General features: G+C 58.0%; 15 protein-coding genes. 4 read left to right on the top strand and 11 right to left on the bottom strand.

Annotated elements, in window-relative coordinates; genetic code table 11:
- Positions 1–17 precede the first annotated feature (17 nt).
- The 4 genes from AC3WOY_RS15155 to AC3WOY_RS15140 all read right to left on the bottom strand — a co-directional run bounded on the left by AC3WOY_RS15155 (position 18) and on the right by AC3WOY_RS15140 (position 2656).
- Positions 18–386, bottom strand: a complete 369-nt coding sequence (locus tag AC3WOY_RS15155; RefSeq protein WP_492425183.1) for a hypothetical protein — start codon at positions 384–386, stop codon at positions 18–20.
- A complete protein-coding gene (locus AC3WOY_RS15150; RefSeq protein ID WP_492425181.1) occupies positions 383–832 on the bottom strand; it encodes a hypothetical protein in 450 nt (149 codons plus the stop codon). The genes AC3WOY_RS15155 and AC3WOY_RS15150 overlap by 4 nt, the downstream gene beginning before the upstream one ends.
- 200 nt (positions 833–1032) lie before the next feature.
- The gene (locus AC3WOY_RS15145) at positions 1033–1356 is read right to left on the bottom strand and encodes a DUF4148 domain-containing protein (protein ID WP_492425179.1); all 324 of its coding nucleotides are present in this window, start codon (positions 1354–1356) and stop codon (positions 1033–1035) included.
- Between the two features lie 355 nt (positions 1357–1711).
- On the bottom strand, positions 1712–2656 hold the full coding sequence (locus tag AC3WOY_RS15140; RefSeq protein ID WP_492425177.1) for a hypothetical protein: 945 nt from the start codon (positions 2654–2656) through the stop codon (positions 1712–1714).
- Between the two features lie 202 nt (positions 2657–2858).
- Here AC3WOY_RS15140 and AC3WOY_RS15135 point away from each other — a divergent pair, with 202 nt between their 5' ends.
- Positions 2859–3773, top strand: coding sequence for a queuosine salvage family protein (locus tag AC3WOY_RS15135; protein ID WP_492425175.1), 915 nt, complete (start codon positions 2859–2861; stop codon positions 3771–3773).
- A 220-nt stretch (positions 3774–3993) separates the two neighbouring features.
- Here the strand turns inward: AC3WOY_RS15135 and AC3WOY_RS15130 are convergent, their stop codons facing one another.
- The 4 genes from AC3WOY_RS15130 to AC3WOY_RS15115 all read right to left on the bottom strand — a co-directional run bounded on the left by AC3WOY_RS15130 (position 3994) and on the right by AC3WOY_RS15115 (position 9357).
- A complete protein-coding gene (locus tag AC3WOY_RS15130; protein WP_492425173.1) occupies positions 3994–4437 on the bottom strand; it encodes a hypothetical protein in 444 nt (147 codons plus the stop codon).
- 28 nt (positions 4438–4465) lie between these two features.
- Positions 4466–6475 (bottom strand): AAA family ATPase, encoded by a 2010-nt coding sequence (locus tag AC3WOY_RS15125; protein ID WP_492425171.1) that lies wholly within the window; start codon positions 6473–6475, stop codon positions 4466–4468.
- Between the two features lie 574 nt (positions 6476–7049).
- On the bottom strand, positions 7050–8066 hold the full coding sequence (locus AC3WOY_RS15120; protein ID WP_492422772.1) for an IS110 family RNA-guided transposase: 1017 nt from the start codon (positions 8064–8066) through the stop codon (positions 7050–7052).
- A gap of 190 nt (positions 8067–8256) precedes the next feature.
- The gene (locus AC3WOY_RS15115) at positions 8257–9357 is read right to left on the bottom strand and encodes a type I restriction endonuclease (RefSeq protein ID WP_492425169.1); all 1101 of its coding nucleotides are present in this window, start codon (positions 9355–9357) and stop codon (positions 8257–8259) included.
- Positions 9358–9659: 302 nt separating this feature from the next.
- Here AC3WOY_RS15115 and AC3WOY_RS15110 point away from each other — a divergent pair, with 302 nt between their 5' ends.
- Positions 9660–9881, top strand: a complete 222-nt coding sequence (locus AC3WOY_RS15110) for a hypothetical protein (RefSeq protein ID WP_492425167.1) — start codon at positions 9660–9662, stop codon at positions 9879–9881.
- On the top strand, positions 9878–10225 hold the full coding sequence (locus tag AC3WOY_RS15105) for a hypothetical protein (RefSeq protein ID WP_492425165.1): 348 nt from the start codon (positions 9878–9880) through the stop codon (positions 10223–10225). The genes AC3WOY_RS15110 and AC3WOY_RS15105 overlap by 4 nt, the downstream gene beginning before the upstream one ends.
- A 37-nt stretch (positions 10226–10262) precedes the next feature.
- Here the strand turns inward: AC3WOY_RS15105 and AC3WOY_RS15100 are convergent, their stop codons facing one another.
- Together AC3WOY_RS15100 and AC3WOY_RS15095 are read right to left on the bottom strand one after the other, a co-directional pair.
- Positions 10263–11549: an O-acetylhomoserine aminocarboxypropyltransferase/cysteine synthase family protein gene (locus AC3WOY_RS15100; protein ID WP_492425163.1), complete on the bottom strand. Its 1287-nt coding sequence runs from the start codon at positions 11547–11549 to the stop codon at positions 10263–10265.
- A gap of 180 nt (positions 11550–11729) precedes the next feature.
- Positions 11730–13082, bottom strand: a complete 1353-nt coding sequence (locus AC3WOY_RS15095; protein WP_492425161.1) for a TrpB-like pyridoxal phosphate-dependent enzyme — start codon at positions 13080–13082, stop codon at positions 11730–11732.
- Between the two features lie 379 nt (positions 13083–13461).
- Here AC3WOY_RS15095 and AC3WOY_RS15090 point away from each other — a divergent pair, with 379 nt between their 5' ends.
- On the top strand, positions 13462–15159 hold the full coding sequence (locus AC3WOY_RS15090; protein ID WP_492425159.1) for a sensor domain-containing protein: 1698 nt from the start codon (positions 13462–13464) through the stop codon (positions 15157–15159).
- Positions 15160–15164: 5 nt separating this feature from the next.
- On the opposite strand, the gene AC3WOY_RS15085 is transcribed toward AC3WOY_RS15090, so the two are convergent.
- Entirely contained in the window at positions 15165–15551 is a 387-nt protein-coding gene (locus AC3WOY_RS15085; protein ID WP_492425157.1) for a rhodanese-like domain-containing protein, read from the bottom strand.
- Between the last annotated feature and the right edge of the window lie 25 nt (positions 15552–15576).

The raw sequence follows: 15576 nt of genomic DNA, 5'->3' as shown, positions 1-15576 counted from the left end.
TGTCCGGGCAAGGGCGCTCAGGCACCTATTGCCGCAATCACAAGCGGCCACACCGCTTTCGCAAAATCCTTGATCGCCGGATAAGCCCACGAGAAATTCTCCCGCACCGTCTTGAGCATATCCGCGCCCTCTTCCGTATTCCCGGGTGCGTCCAGTGCGCGTTCTTTCAGCGCCTTCATCCGCGCAAGCACGGCCTCGATTTCCGCATTCGTCTTCCCGAGCGCATCGGCAAGCGCGCGCACATCCTGCTCCGCCGAACGGAAACGGTGTTCGGCCTCCTCTTGCGTGACGGCGGCTGTGCCGCTGACGCGTGCCGCATCCCCCTGCGATACGGCGCCAAAGGATGCCGTCCCGCCCGAGACGTTGATGTTCATCCTGTTCGTCATGTCTTCGCGCCTCCATCCACGCCGGCCATGCCGGACACCCTGTTCATCGCGCCCTGGACCACCGAGCCGAACGAAGTCTGTCCGCCACTGACGTTAATGCTCAGGATGTTGGCCTTCTGCTGCTTGAGATCGCTGGTATCGATGCCGAACGATTCCAGCACCTCGACCAGCGTTTCGAACGCCACGAACTGCAGCTCGCGCGTGCGGTTGACGATGTCGATCTCATTGAAGAAGCCGGGGTAGACCGTCATCACTTTCTTCAAGGGGTCGTACTGGCGTTGCATGTACGCGTAAAGAATGAAGGGAAGCATCACAGGCGACAGCGCATGGAACCAGAACACCTTGTTCGGATCGCGGATGCCGCTGACCAGCAGCCACCAGCGCACGCCCTGGATATCGGCGCTGCGGCTGAAGCTGCACATGATGCTGAAACCGGCATGGCGCATCGTCCGGGGCTGCGGTGACAGGTGGGGAGAGTGTAGATTCTGCCCGTGTAAATGGCAGTTACTGGCCTGTGGCGATTTGTGCTTGATCAAATCGCGAGGAAGACAGGAATGGCCCTCCTGTCGCGGGGATCCATGCAAAATGACCGCCTCGCCTCACCGGACGCAGGGTGAGGACAGGCGGCCATTCATGCGGAAGCTATTCAGCCGCCGAAATAGATATCCTTCGGAGAATAAGGATCATGGGTCTTGCGGTGCTGGATCAGTTCGTCCCGCACCTCTTCGCGCGTCTTGCCCGAGTAGCGCGAACCGGATACGCCCTTGACGCCGCTATCCCCGCTGCTGGTCATGGTCGACGGAGCACGTGCCGGTTCCATTTCGGCCCGTACTTCTGCACGCGATTTGGTGGATTTGAAATCGCGGAAGAAGTCTTCCCCATCGCGCATTCCTACGTCGGCAACTGCGATGCCGGACACGGCCAGTACCGAAAGCGCTGTTATTCGGGAGATGCATCGTGTGGTTTTCATATTGACCTCCGATCAAGCAAACAATTGACGACGCACTGCCGGAAAGCAGCGCGCGCCGCCTCGCTCCTTGCAGTCGTCCGTGTGCGCGCGGCTACTGCGAGTGCGTTCAGTGAATGCGGTTGCAGTCAGCCGGCGACCAACGGGATGTGGGAAGGGGCTGACTCAGGTCAGCGGCAGGGGGAGGCGAGGCAGGTCTTGCGTGATTGGCGCAATTCAGTCCGCCGGGTAGGCAGACTCGAACTGTCCCGTGCTTCAGGAGCCACCGAGAAGAAGCGCATAGCATGGGTGCCAACCCACTATATGTCGCGCTTTTCGTGACTTCAAGGAAAATCGTCGCCCGGCTGAATACCGGTCATCAGAGCGGCTTCAATGGTCCATTCCGGTGCGTGACCGTCGTGCTTTTTGCCTCGATTCCCGAGGCAAAGGCCGGTTCGAGATCCAGCGGCTTGTCGAAACGAAAGACCTGCATCGACTCCTCGACAAAGCCGCGCAGGTGCCGCGGCGTAGCCCGGTGCCAGTGCACGAGAAACTCGCGGAAGCTCGATTCCTTCGGCAGATCGCCGGCGTTGAGGTAGGCCACTGCACGCCAGTCGCTGCTCTGCTCGACCAGCGGCAGGAACAGGCTGGCGATCAGCTCGTTTTCCTTGCGCATGTACGGACTGGAGACCAGCCGCGGCGCGGTCGTGCGGAACCATTGTTCGAAGGAGACGCCGGCCGGCAGTCTGCGGTGCCGGTCCGACAGCGCGCGCCGCGTGAAGGCCTGGAGCGCGGGCGCATATCCGCCCGCCTCCGGCAATGGCGGCGCGGCGTCCCAGGTGAGGGAAAAGTGCTTGAGCATGTAGAGGGACACCGTCTCGCACAGCATCTCCTCGAACCACTGATGCCGTCGATGTTCCGGCCTGGCGTGATGTTCGTAGTTCGCAAGGATATGGACCAGCTCGTGCGAGAACTCGTACACGTATTCCGCCCAGTTCTGGTCCCGCGCGGAGAGCATCACCTGGTATTCGTTGCCCGGCCCCTTCTGGAACAGCACGACCGGTCCGCCGGACGCGTGGGATACCACGATGGGATGCAGCCGCCGGTTCGGGAAATGCTGGAGCATTTCGTCGGCAATCGCGTTGAGGAGCATTTCGATCTGCCAGGGAGCGGCATCGCCCCAGGCGCCATCGACGACGCGGATCAGGCTTTCCTGCTGGGAACGGACCTTCTTGTGCTGCAGCGACTTGGTTTCGGCGGCTTTCGCGCTCTGCATGGTCATCAGGGCCAGGAAAACCGAGGTGAAGATGGCGGCGCGCTTCATGGGGATGTCTCCTTCGGCTCCCGGGGTGACGAGGTGACCGATTTGTTTTCCGGCCGGCATGCTGTGGAACGGCCGTCATGTCCGCTGCGAGGATGACTCGCATAAATTGACTATAGGCGCATGTCCGGCTGATTCGTAGCATTTTCTGTTTGCGGGATGCATGGTGTTGGAGCCGGGACATCCCTGGAGTACGATAGTGCCCATGAGCAATTCCCTATCCGCCAAAGAACGCCTCCTCGCCCAGGCCCGCCTGGACTATTGCCCTGACCTCGTCGCCGTCGATCCGGACGCCATCGCACGCCTGCCTGTGCGCGCCGACCGCTTCAGCCACGCCACCACCGGCCTGTCGGAAAAGCCCGCCGGCCAGACGCATGCAAACGCGGCGGCCTACGGCATCGTGCTGAACAGCCTGAACTTCATGTTCTGGACGCCGACGCCGGAAGGCATGGCGCGGTACGAATGGAACGGCGCGGGCGGTGCGGACGGCCTGACGGCTGCGCTGGATCATGCGTGGGGCGAGGAACCGACGCCGGCAAAGCTGCGCGAAGTCCTGGGCTCCGGCGCGGAGAAAACAGTCGTCGACGCCTTCGGCGACATTTCCATGCCGAGGCGGCGCGCGCACTTCCTGCGCGAAGTCCTGCTGGACGATCAACTGGAACAGGCCGCCGCCGAACTTGTTGCCGCTGGCGACACCGGGCGCCTGACCTCCGACGATGCGGAACGGCTGGCGAAGCGGTTCCGGGTTGCGTACGGCCAGGACACCTACCTCATGCGCGCGCAGCTTGCGGTCATGTGGTACGCGGGGTATCTCATCGATCAAGGCACCGCAATCGACTGCGATGTGATCGTCGCCGCCAACTACCAGATGCCGCGCGTGATGCGGTCGATCAAGGTGCTGCGGTATTCAGCGGAACTGGCGGTGAAGATCGATCGGTTCACGCTCATCGTGCGGCATAGCGTCGAGGAGCGGGCGATACGGGCTGCGACTGTGCTCGGCACCCAGGCGATGGCGCAGCATCTGGGGGTGTCGGAGCATGCGATGGTGAATGTGCTTTGGAAGAATCGGTTGGCTTGTGGGGGGGGGCCGCATCATTTGACGATTACGACGGATTATTGAGCCGCGCCGCCGAGAGAGGCGGCGCGTACTGAGGCAACTCAGTCGTCGGCGGATTTCATCTGGGACTGCAGGTAGTTCTGCAAGCCACATCCTTGGTCAGGGTCTGCGGGGGACTTTCCAGCCAGTCCATCGCGCTCGCTCAATGTCCCAGCAGGCCCCCCCAGCAATTCCCGGCTGACGTAATCATGGGCGTCCCCGGCTAAGAACGTTTCTCATTGCTTCACTTTAGAAGGATTTCGGAGCGGAAGACATCGCCGACGCGCATGGTCGCGGTTGGTCCGTCTGCCTCCACCACACTTTGACCAATGAGCCGTGTCCACGGCGCGTGTTCTTCGTCGGCGAGTTCCGCCAGCGTCGGCCTTTGCTCAAGTTCCTGCAAGGCCTCGCTGTTGACACCTTGCCTGATTATCACTTTCTTTACCGAAGTTTCGTTCACCAAGATCCCGCGCGGAAGTTCGAGTGCTATCTCCCGACCTCGGAATCGTCCGTCAAACACCTTCCTATGTTCGACATTGTCGCGAAGTTCACTTCGCGACCTCTTATCTCGCTCCTCCACCATCTGTTTACGTACACTCTCTGCTTTGGACGACGTCTCGCGCTTTGCATCAGGTCGGCGCCCGAAAGGAGAAGCAACTGCCTCGGCGGTGACTTCAAAACCCGCCATACGGAGAGCTCTAGACATTACACCGCGATTAGGTGGGCATGAGCACGATATTGCTGGTGGCACCATTACGTTCCACCATGAAGTGCTCGACATTCTCGACGCTCTTGGTCTTGCCTTCGCCTGCCGCGATCTTCTTCTTCGGAATAGACAATCGTTTCAAGTACTTTAAGAAATCCAAATTGTGCGTGGAAATGAACAGTTGCTCGTAACGATAGCTATTGGAACCGTCAGCGTTCTTAACTGGCTTGGCGATAAGGCTCTCAATGAGGCTGAACATAAAGAAGATGTGATTACCGTCCAAGCTAGAAATTGGATCGTCAATGTAGATGATCAATTCCTTACCTTTGCTTTCTGGCTCTTCCAGTCTTGCGATGAAATAGCAAAATGCAATCAAACTGCATTCGCCTTCACTCAGGTTATAGGCCGACTTCCCATCTCGCGTGACTTCAAACTTGACCGCTGTCTTTTCTGCGTTGTCCTTTGCTTCAAGCTTGATTCCGTCATGGCCAAAGAAGTGATTAAGCAGTGCGTTGACCTTCTCCGCGCCTTTGCGCTCATCCTTCTGCTGGCCGCGAAGCTGAGCGACCTTTGCTTCGCGATCGGATATACCATTCTCGACATCCGTAAAAGCGGTATGGGCTGCTTCAGCATCCCTCTTAAGGCTAGCTATACGTGTAAGTTCGGAGTCATAGTTGATTGCGCTCATGAAAGAGGCTACATCAGTAAGCCTCAGCGCGTCCCGAGCAGCACTTTTATCCTGTTCCAATGTCTTCGTCCGACCATTGCTTTTGGCAATGAGGTCATTGATATCGCTGGCATGTTTTTCGATCGCCGCTGCATCACACCTAATCTCCGGCATCGCGACGCTTTGAAAGAGGCTGACTTTCCTTGCTTCCAGTACAGATTTCAAGGTTTCCAAATTTTTTTTGTAGACGGCCAATTCTTGGTCAAGGGCCTTCTTGCTCAATTCAAATGCGACCTTCTCTTCGGAATAGAAACTATCTCCGGTCAAAGTGACAAATTCAGGAATTTCATCAAATGCTGCGGTGATCGAACTCAGGCAAGCGTCAATCAATGATTCCAAATCAGATGACTCTTTGCTGAAATGGGAGTCCAATTCCTGCCAAATCTCATGTGGTAGATTCTGGCGACAGAAGGCGCATGTATCTCTCTTTCCCTTGTGATGAGGAATACCTTGCTTTACCCACAATTGGAGAACGCTGTCATTAAGTAGCTCTTGAATAGGCTGGGTAGGTGTAATGCTTTTGGATAGAAGACCTGCAGCAGCCTCCTTGATTCTCTCAATTTTTAGCCGGATATTTATCGTGCTAGTAATGTCAGGAAGGGCATCTTGTTTAAGCAGGGAAAGTTTGACTTCCTGCTCTGCTACGTTCAGCGGCTTAAATCCAGTCTTCTTGGTGGCTGCGATGTCCCGCTTGATGCTTTCGATGTTGTAGACAGAGTTTCCGTAATTGCGATTCTTTTTTATCTTATCGTTGGCATGAAACCGCAGCTTCTCGTCAAGTGACTCTAAAGCCGCCTTGTGATTGGCTTTGGTTCGATCTCGCTCCTTCTTCTTTCCGTCCAAATCAAATCGAAGGCCGGCTTTCGTATCTGAACTTCCAAGCTCTGCCTCGATGGCAGCGATTGCATCTTCAATTTCCTTGTTTTTCTCGCCAACGATGGCAAATGTCTTGATTTCCCCACTAATTTGATTAACAAGGAAACTAAGATTGTCAGTCACGAAGTCTCTGTTGTAGACCCGAACGTTGTAGCCGTGAGTTTGGATACCAGCGTGGGTGACGTTACCGTTATCACCATAGATAGTGAAAGAAGGGACAGCGTAATTGAGCGGAATACACTTTGTCTCCATGGATCGGAAGATTCGTGACAGAGTGGTCTTTCCGGAGTAGTTTCGCCCGTACAAAATGTTCAATTTCTTGAAATCCTGAACGGTATTTCCACGATCCCGAATGCTCTTTTTCCAAGTCAAGTCACTGAAGCTTCCAAAGCTCGCAATGTCGATTTGATTGATCATCGATTCTTCCCCCTCAGGAGTGGCCGTTTATTATTTCGTACGATATTGAATGTAAATTCACTTTGGCCGATGCGGAACAAGCTTCATTTCTCCAACACGCCAAACGCCTTTCTCACCTTCTGCCCCGGCACCGACTCCTCGCGGTGAAAATGCGAAAGAATGGGGTCACCCATTAGCCGGCCGTAGTCAAGAAAGAAAATTCACCCGGCGTCGCGGTGATAACCGCGACGCAATTGCTTTTCGTTCCCGCACAGCTGCCGCATCGCGCCCGTTTTTTCGCTCGTCTGGTTACGATAAGAAGTCGCACCAGTCACCCATCAGGATCAAGCGCGACAGCGGTATGGCTGCTGTCGGCCCTGGCAGTCTGCACTGCCCCAGAAAAACGTTGGTACCGTCCCGTGTTCAAAACAAAAAACTGACAGATCAATGGCTTTCGATAGTCGATGCCAACCCCACATTGGCTCACGGCCCGGGCGACAAGCTTGCTGTTCGGGCGGCGGTGCAGCGGCGTCCATTCAGATCTGCTGGTTGAGGACCAACCCCATATCCTGGCTCGCCGGCACCGCCTTAACCGTCAAGCGAAGCAGCGTCGTTCATCGAAGTCACACTGCTCCTTCAACATGTAATAGCAGGCGCGCGCCAGTTTGTGCGCCAGTGCCTTGGTGGCCACAACGGCATTCGTCTTTGCTTTCTTTCGTTCGTAGAAGCGTTTCGCGGCGTCGTTGTACCGCAGCGCGAAATGGGCGGCCTCGACAAACGCCCATGCCAGATAACGATTGCCGTTCTTGCGGTTGCCTTCGCCTTTCTTCTTCCCGTTGGAATAGCGTGCGCTGTCAACACACCGCGCATAGGAGGCGAAGTTGCCGACCTGGGCAAAGCGATCAATTGTGCCGGCTTCCAGCATGATCGTAGTCGCCAGCACGTCACCGATGCCTGGCGCCGACTTCAGTACGGCATATTCTGGTCGCAGTCGCACACGCTCGCACAATCGCTTTTCCAGCTGCACAATAACGTCATTGACGGCATGCATGACGGTGAGACTGGCTTGTGCTGCCAAGGCGGCATCGGGCAGCCATCCCCATTGCGCAACCGCGTCCGTTGTGAGTTGCCTGACTGCGTTGCCGGAAATGCGTCCGCCTGTTTGTCTTGCCACCAGATTCTCTATCGATAACACATGCATGGTGCGCAGGCGCACCAGCTGGCTGCGCTTGCGTGCCAGATCCCGAACCGCGCGCAGTTCCTTTGGGTAGATATAGCCGGTACGTAAAATGCCCAGCCGTAGCAAATGCGCCAGATGTCGCGCATCGTGTTCGTCACCGCTGTGCTTCAACCCGTTGTACTGCTCGATGGCCGTCGTGTTGGCCAGCTCAACCTGATACCCAGCTTGCTGCAGGCCATCAACCAGCCAATACCAGTTGTAGGTCGATTCCACCACGACGCCGACTAACTCCTCTCGATATGGCGTCAGCAGCGCAATAATTTCGGCCAAGTCGTTTGGTACACGCTGCTGACAACACACGCGATCCATGTCATCAATCACCGCAACTACGCAATTGTTTGAATGCAGATCGATCCCGCTATACTTGTTCATACCGGCCTCCAGGTTCAGGTGAGAACAACTCGTCATTGCTCTCTTACTGTAACCCCTCCGCATTACCGCAGAGGGAGGCCGGCTAGATGATTTTCAGATCTTGCAGCCGAGCATTTATTAGGATCGCAAGACATGGCCCCGCCGTTTTCAATCGTTGCCTCTCCACTAGTACCGCCTGCCTCCTATTGCCTTACGTCTTTGTTGCATCGTTAATTTCGCCAACGTAGCTGCTGACAGTCGCTTTCAACTTGTCTGCGTACTTATAAATGTCTGAGAGGTCCGACAGCGTGACTCTCTCTTCTTCCTTGCCCGAGAAGAGGCCAATCTGTAGTCGTGCGGAATTGTTAAACCGGAGGCGGCAGATAGGCTTGCGATTATTATCGTCGAACAAAACAGCGCAGTAAGTTTGAGCATCTCGCATCACTACCCTTCTGGCATCGACCATCTCTCGCAGAATCGCGCGCACGATGTGAAATCCCTCGACCTCTTCCAGGCTTGTACGGACTTCTTCCGTCTCGACGTCAGTAGCTAAAGTTGTCGGTGTGGGCTCGCCCGTATTCATCACAGGATCCGGAGACATCGCAACCTTGAGTCGATCATTGATCCGATCACCGATTAGTTGTTGGAATGCTCTCTTGGTAATCGGCGCGAATTGCTCCTTGATTGCTGGCGTAAAACGTTTACCTGCAAGGAGATCTGCAGAAGTGACGAGTAGCCGAATCAAATCCTCCGAGGGGTTACTCATCCATTCAGCAAGGAGATTTTGAATCGACCGAGTGTATTTCAACTCGTTGGCGGTCGTGAGAATCTTTTCGACGTCAAAGGCCGACTTGGCGAATTTTTTAAGTTCTTCAACATCTTGGTCTTTAAAGTCAAGAATGTTGAATTCCAAAAATGGCTTCTCATCCATCTTGTTAGGCATCTCAAGATCGGTGAAGAAGCGGTACACCAGTCCATTCGTGAGTACGCCAAACTTTGCCTCTGTAACGTGGAAATAGCGGAACAGTTGGGAGGCATGGTTAATGCTCAGATCACCGCCGCACTTCTTGCATTCAAAGAGCATGATTGGCTTGCCGTCCTTTAGGATGGCGTAATCAACTTTCTCTCCCTTCTTGGTTCCAATATCGGCTACTAGCTCAGGAGTGACTTCCAGGGGATCAAACACGTTGTAACCGAGCGCATGAATGAACGGCATGATCATCGCGTTCTTCGTTGCCTCTTCCGTTTGAATTAGGCTTTTCGTGCCTTCGATACGAGTCGCGAGCGCCCTGATTTGATCAATGAAATCCATAAAATCTCCTTGTTTTTATGCCTTCAGGAGATGATGACAATATGTAGGGACACCCCGCGATTCCCAAAATCTATCCTGAACATGCATTTCCGCAAAGAAATCATTAGAACGCATTTAGATCGACCAAGTCATTCCATGATTATGGGAAGAGGATGTCTTACACACCCGTTCCGACGATCCGTTTCGGGGGGCGAATATATGAAGCCAGGCCCTGTATCTCTATCGATCGAGCGAGCACTTCAAACCTCCTACATCGCAATTCCATAAGCCTGATACTTCGCGTGTCAAACAGGAAAAAGCAGATGATAAAGACCGAGCTCGAACGCCGCGTCCGATCCAACGGAAAGTACAGCCTGTTTTCCAACAACTGCTCGACCAACGTTGCGGATGTGCTGGCAATGATCGGCGTACTGGCGCATGATCCGCGCTACTTCGTTACGCCGGTCAGCCCGAAGGAGTTGCTGCTGGTCGTGTCCCGATCAAAGCGCTTGAAGAAACGAATCAACCATTCCGCGTCAAAATGAAATCATCACTCCTCTTGAAGGTCCTTCTTGTCGTTGCTGTTCTCGCTTGCATCGCGCTTTACATCATGGGACAACAGACTCCACCCTGGACCGGGCCGTTTATTGGAAAACGTATCGTTATCCAACAGGACATGGCCCCTTCACTTTCGACGTCGTGGATCTTCGCCGACGTGGTGAACTTCCAGAAGGCCTTCCAATTGAACAAGGGAGATGAATGCTTTGTGCTTACCGCGCCGGAATGGCGGCGGCAGGATGCCAAGGGCGGATTCTTTCTCATGCCTGTTTTTGCCTCGGCAAGAGCGCAGGATGGGGCGATCACCACATCCTGGACCTTGGATGATTAACGGTAGCCGGCAAGGTGCGCATGGCGCACCCTACCCGTCAGGCCTTGCTCAATGCCTGTTCCAAATCCGCAATCAGATCATCCACATGCTCGATGCCGATAGACAGACGCAACATATCCTCCGACACCCCCGCCTTCTTCAACTCCTCCGGATTCAACTGCCGATGCGTAGTCGATGCCGGATGCGTCGCCAGTGACTTCGCATCCCCGATATTCACCAGCCGCGTAAACAACTGCAACGCATCCAGCACACGCGCACCCGCCGCACGCGGATCGGCCTTGTCCACGGTCTTCAGCCCGAAGGACAGGATGCCCGACGCACATCCATCCATGTACTTCTTCACCAGCGGGAAGTCGGGATGGTTTTCCAGGCCGGCATAGTTCACCCACGCCACCTTGGAATGACTCTCAAGGAAGTGCGCAATGCGCTTGGCGTTGTCGCAGATGCGGTCCATGCGCAGCGCGAGCGTTTCGATGCCTTGCAGAATGAGGAAGGCGTTCATCGGTGCGATGGCGGCGCCCATGTTGCGCAGGGGGACGACGCGGGCGCGGCCGATGTAAGCGGCGGGACCGAGGGCTTCGGTGTACACCACGCCGTGATACGACACATCCGGTTCGTTCAGGCGCTTGAAGCGTTCCTTGTGCTGCGCCCAGGGGAACTTGCCGCTGTCGACGATCGCGCCGCCGACGCTGTTGCCGTGGCCGCCGAGGTATTTGGTCAGCGAGTGCACGACGATGTCGGCGCCGTGCTCGAAGGGACGGCACAGGTAGGGGCTGGGCACCGTGTTGTCGACGATGAGGGGGATGCCGTGGGCGTGGGCGATCTCGGCCAGTTTCGCGAAGTCGGTGACGTTGCCGAGCGGGTTGCCGATGGATTCGCAGAAGATGGCCTTGGTGCGGGCATCGATCAGCGGGGCGAAGTCTTGCGGCTTGCGTGGGTCGGCGAAGCGGACTTCGATGCCGAGCTGCGGGAAGGTGTGGGCGAAGAGGTTGTAGGTGCCGCCGTAGAGCGTGCTGGCGGAGACGATGTTGTCGCCGCTTTCGGCAATGGTCTGGATCGCGTAGGTGATGGCGGTCATGCCGGAGGCGACGGCGAGCGCGCCGATGCCGCCTTCGAGTGCGGCGATGCGCTTTTCCAGCACGTCCTGCGTGGGGTTCATGATGCGGGTGTAGATGTTGCCATGGACCTTGAGGTCGAACAGGTCGGCGCCGTGCTGCGCGTTGTCGAAGGAGTAGGCGACGGTCTGGTAGACGGGGACGGCGACGGCCTTGGTGGTGGGGTCGGGGGTGTAGCCGGCGTGGACGGCCAGGGTTTCCAGTTTCATGGGGGCTCCTTAGTGTCGGTATTCCCTCCCCTGCAAGGGGAGGGTTGGGGTGGGGATGGGGATGGGGTTTAAGTACTCGGAGTGAGTCTGTACATGAATCGCTACTGAAACCCATCCCCATCCCTGCCTTCCCCTTGAAGGGGAAGGGGTTGTACGGCGCGCGCTTTTGACAGAGGAGGATTAGCCGACCTTCGGCAACCTCTCCAGCGCCGCCTTGATCTCTTCTTCCGGATATGCAAAGTCCTGCAGCTTGCCGCTGAAGTAGCTGTCGTACGCGCCCATGTCGAAGTGGCCGTGGCCGGACAGGTTGATGAAGAGGGTCTTGGCTTCGCCCGTTTCCTTGCAGCGCAGTGCTTCGTCGATGGCGGCGGCGATGGCGTGGCTGGATTCGGGCGCGGGGATGATGCCTTCGGTGCGGGCGAAGCGGACGCCGGCGGCGAAGGTGGAGAGCTGCGGCACGGCGACGGCTTCGAGCAGTTTTTCGTGGTAGAGCTGGGACACGAGCGCGGAGTCGCCGTGGTAGCGCAGGCCGCCGGCGTGGATGCCGGGGGGCATGAAGTCGTGGCCGAGGGTGTACATCAGGGTCATCGGCGTGAGCTTGGCGGTGTCGCCGTAGTCGTAGGCGTAGTGGCCGCGCGTGAGTGTCGGGCAGGACGTGGGTTCGACGGCGACCAGGCGCACGTTCTTGCCGGCGGCCTTGTCGGCGAAGAAGGGGAAGGCGACGCCGCCGAAGTTGGAGCCGCCGCCGCAGGGGGCGAAGATCATGTCGGGGTAGTCGTTGGCGAGGTCGAACTGTTTCTTCGCTTCGAGGCCGATCACGGTCTGGTGCAGCAGGACGTGGTTGAGCACGGAGCCGAGCGCGTAGTTGGTGTCGGCGCGCGAGGCGGCTTCTTCCACTGCTTCGGAGATGGCGAGGCCGAGCGAGCCCTGGTTGTCCGGGTTTTCTTCGAGCGCGCGGCGTCCGACCTGGGTCATGTCGGACGGGCTGGCGAAGACTTCGGCGCCCCAGGTCTGCATCATGGAGCGGCGGTAGGGTTTCTGGTGGTAGCTGACCTTGACCATGTAGACGCGCACTTCGAGGCCGAACATTTGTCCTGCCAATGCCATCGAGCTGCCCCACTGGCCGGCGCCGGTTTCGGTGGCGATGCGCTTGATGCCGGCTTCGGCGTTGTAGTAAGCCTGGGCGACGGAGGTGTTGACCTTGTGCGAGCCGGCGGGTGAGACGCCTTCGAACTTGTAATAGATCTTGCAGGGCGTGCCGAGCGAGGCTTCGAGGCGGCTGGCGCGGAACAGCGGGGTGGGACGCCAGAGCTGGTAGATCTCGCGCACCTTGTCGGGAATGGCGATCCAGCGCTCGGCGGAGACTTCCTGCTCGATCAGCGACATCGGGAAGATGGCCGACAGCGCATCGGGCGAGAGCGGCTTGCCGTCCGGTCCGAGCGGCGGCGCCGGGCGGTTGGGCATGTCGGCGACGACGTTGTACCAGTGGGTGGGGATGTCGGATTCGGGAAGCAGGAACTTGGTTTGCGACATGGATGTGTCCTCGGGGCTGTTTTTTATCGGTCTCCTTGGCCTGCAAGCCGGGGCGGTTTAACCGCCGCTTCCCGCGATGGCCAACCGATGATTAAAACGCTGCGGCGAAAAGTGCGTATGCCATGCCCATGGGATTTTTGGATTTTCTTGATCCAGGATAAGTTTTCGATTCGATCTGCCGGCGATAAATCGCTACATTAAAAGAGCAGAAGACGGGCACGATGCCGGGAAAACGAAAGGGCTTCCCTGACGCATCGAAAGAATTTCTATCTAACATCCCTGAACTGGACTACCCTGAGTTGAAAGGATCCGGAGCAATCCTTCGCGGTCGAACCGGCGCCTGATAAGCACTGTTACATCCATCTACCCAGACCGCACCATGCATGACCAAGCCATTCCATTCGACCATATCGACGCTCGCGGCGCGGAGGGCGACTTCCATTTCCTCGCCTACCCGTCGCACATCCTGGTGTGGACTTGCGACGCTACGGGCGCGTGCGATTTCGTGAGCCCTTCCTGGCTGGAATTCACCGGGCGCGGCCTGCAGCAGGAGACGGGCTGGCGCTGGCAGGATCGCGTGCATCCGGACGACAGGATCACGGTGGCGCGCGGGCTGGAAGAGGCGATCGCCGGACGGCAACCGTTTCGCCTGCTGTACCGCTACCAGCGGGCGGACGGCGCGTACCGCTGGTTCGTGAACCAGGGCATGGTGCGGCTGGCTCCGTCGGGGGAGCTGGCCGGTTACGTGGCCCAGTGCTTTGACGTGACGGCGTACCAGGAAGGCGAAGCGGAACTGGAACACTCGGCGCAGCGCATGATCACGCTGCTGCGCCAGACGCGGCTGATCGCGGTGGTGCTGGATACCGAGGGCCGGGTGATGTATTCCAATGGCAGTGTGTGCCGGCTGCTGGCGACGTCGGGCACGGAGCTGATGAACTGCAGGCTGTTCGAACACTACCTCGCCCCGGGCGGGCGCGGTCTGCTGGACAGGATTTATCCGGACGGCGGCGCGCGCGCGGTGTTTGCCGCGGAATTCGAGGCCGAGATGTGCGCCGCCGACGGCGGCTCGCGCCATGTGCTGTGGCATGCGATCGTGCTGCACGAGTATTCGGGCAAGGTGCGGGGCACCATCCTCATCGGCGACGACCTCACCGAATCGCGGCGCATGGAACAGCGGCTGGCGTTGACGGCCAGCGTCTTCGAATCGACCAGCCAGGCCATCGTGGTGACCGATGCCGCGGCGCGCATCATCGCGGTGAACCAGGCGTTCACCGACCTGACGGGTTATTCGAAGGAAGACGCGGTCGGGCAGAATCCGCGCGTGCTCAAGTCGGGCCGGCACGACCAGGCCTTCTACGAACAGATGTGGAAGAGCATCCAGGAAACCGGCCACTGGCGGGGGGACGTATGGGACCGCCGCAAGGATGGCAGCGTCTATCCAAAGTTCCTGTCCATCAGCGCGATCCGGAATGAACAAGGCGAGGTCACCAATTACGCGGGCATCTTCTACGAGATCTCGGAGCGCAAGGCGGTCGAGGAGAGGCTGGATTTCCTGGCGCACTACGATACGCTGACCGGCCTGCCCAACCGCTGCCTGCTGCTGGACAGGCTGAAGCTGGCGGTGCAGCGCGCGCTGCGCGACGGCACCAAGGTGGGCCTGCTGTACCTGGACCTGGATCATTTCAAGGAAATCAACGACACCTACGGGCATGCCGCCGGCGACGACATCCTGAAGGCGGCGGCATTACGCATGCAGGGCTGCGTACGCGCCGCCGATACCGTCGCGCGGCTCGGCGGCGACGAGTTTGTGGTGATGCTGCCGGACATCAAGAAGCTGGCGGCAGCGGAGCAGGTGGCGCAGAAGATCCAGGTTTCCCTTGCGCAACCCTACGACATCGACGGGCACGAGACGCTGGCGATACCCAGTATCGGGATCAGTGTCTTTCCCGACGATCACCACGACGAAGAGGTGCTGCTCAAGCAGGCCGATACCGCGATGTACGAGGCCAAGCAGGGGCGGAACGGCGCCTACCGTTTCTTCCACGAACTCGGGCGTGCGCCCGGCACGGTCAAGTAGCCGGGCTATCGCCTTATCAGCGGCAGGCCCGCTTTTTCCCAGGCAATGATGCCGCCCTGGACGTTGTAGACGGACTTGAATCCCATCTGAACCAGCATTTCCGCGGCGGCGCTGGAGCGTTGTCCCGAGCGGCAGATCAGGATGATGGGCTTGTTCTCGAAGGTGCGGAATTCGTTGGCGCGCGCCGCGAGCTGGCCAAGCGGGACGAGCAGGCTGCCCGGCGCGTGGACTTCCACGTATTCATGCGGCTCGCGCACGTCCAGTATCGGTGCGCCCTGGCGGAACATGGCCTGGGCTTGCACGGGTTCAATATGGGTCACCTGGACTGCGGCGGCCAGCGTGCACACCATGGCCAGGATGAGGGCGAGAATGGATCTGAAGACTGTCTGCATATCGTTATATTTCTCGTTGCGGCAA

The organism is Noviherbaspirillum sp. FW303-A3 (assembly GCF_058788695.1).
Note: the sequence above shows the minus strand (reverse complement) of the source record. Positions and strands in the feature narration are given on the sequence as shown.

Coding starts and splice junctions, on each gene's coding strand:
- AC3WOY_RS15155 (WP_492425183.1), bottom strand. CDS start 386: ATGACGAACAGGATGAACATCAACGTCTCGGGCGGGACGGCATCCTTT.
- AC3WOY_RS15150 (WP_492425181.1), bottom strand. CDS start 832: ATGCGCCATGCCGGTTTCAGCATCATGTGCAGCTTCAGCCGCAGCGCC.
- AC3WOY_RS15145 (WP_492425179.1), bottom strand. CDS start 1,356: ATGAAAACCACACGATGCATCTCCCGAATAACAGCGCTTTCGGTACTG.
- AC3WOY_RS15140 (WP_492425177.1), bottom strand. CDS start 2,656: ATGAAGCGCGCCGCCATCTTCACCTCGGTTTTCCTGGCCCTGATGACC.
- AC3WOY_RS15135 (WP_492425175.1), top strand. CDS start 2,859: ATGAGCAATTCCCTATCCGCCAAAGAACGCCTCCTCGCCCAGGCCCGC.
- AC3WOY_RS15130 (WP_492425173.1), bottom strand. CDS start 4,437: ATGGCGGGTTTTGAAGTCACCGCCGAGGCAGTTGCTTCTCCTTTCGGG.
- AC3WOY_RS15125 (WP_492425171.1), bottom strand. CDS start 6,475: ATGATCAATCAAATCGACATTGCGAGCTTTGGAAGCTTCAGTGACTTG.
- AC3WOY_RS15120 (WP_492422772.1), bottom strand. CDS start 8,066: ATGAACAAGTATAGCGGGATCGATCTGCATTCAAACAATTGCGTAGTT.
- AC3WOY_RS15115 (WP_492425169.1), bottom strand. CDS start 9,357: ATGGATTTCATTGATCAAATCAGGGCGCTCGCGACTCGTATCGAAGGC.
- AC3WOY_RS15110 (WP_492425167.1), top strand. CDS start 9,660: ATGATAAAGACCGAGCTCGAACGCCGCGTCCGATCCAACGGAAAGTAC.
- AC3WOY_RS15105 (WP_492425165.1), top strand. CDS start 9,878: ATGAAATCATCACTCCTCTTGAAGGTCCTTCTTGTCGTTGCTGTTCTC.
- AC3WOY_RS15100 (WP_492425163.1), bottom strand. CDS start 11,549: ATGAAACTGGAAACCCTGGCCGTCCACGCCGGCTACACCCCCGACCCC.
- AC3WOY_RS15095 (WP_492425161.1), bottom strand. CDS start 13,082: ATGTCGCAAACCAAGTTCCTGCTTCCCGAATCCGACATCCCCACCCAC.
- AC3WOY_RS15090 (WP_492425159.1), top strand. CDS start 13,462: ATGCATGACCAAGCCATTCCATTCGACCATATCGACGCTCGCGGCGCG.
- AC3WOY_RS15085 (WP_492425157.1), bottom strand. CDS start 15,551: ATGCAGACAGTCTTCAGATCCATTCTCGCCCTCATCCTGGCCATGGTG.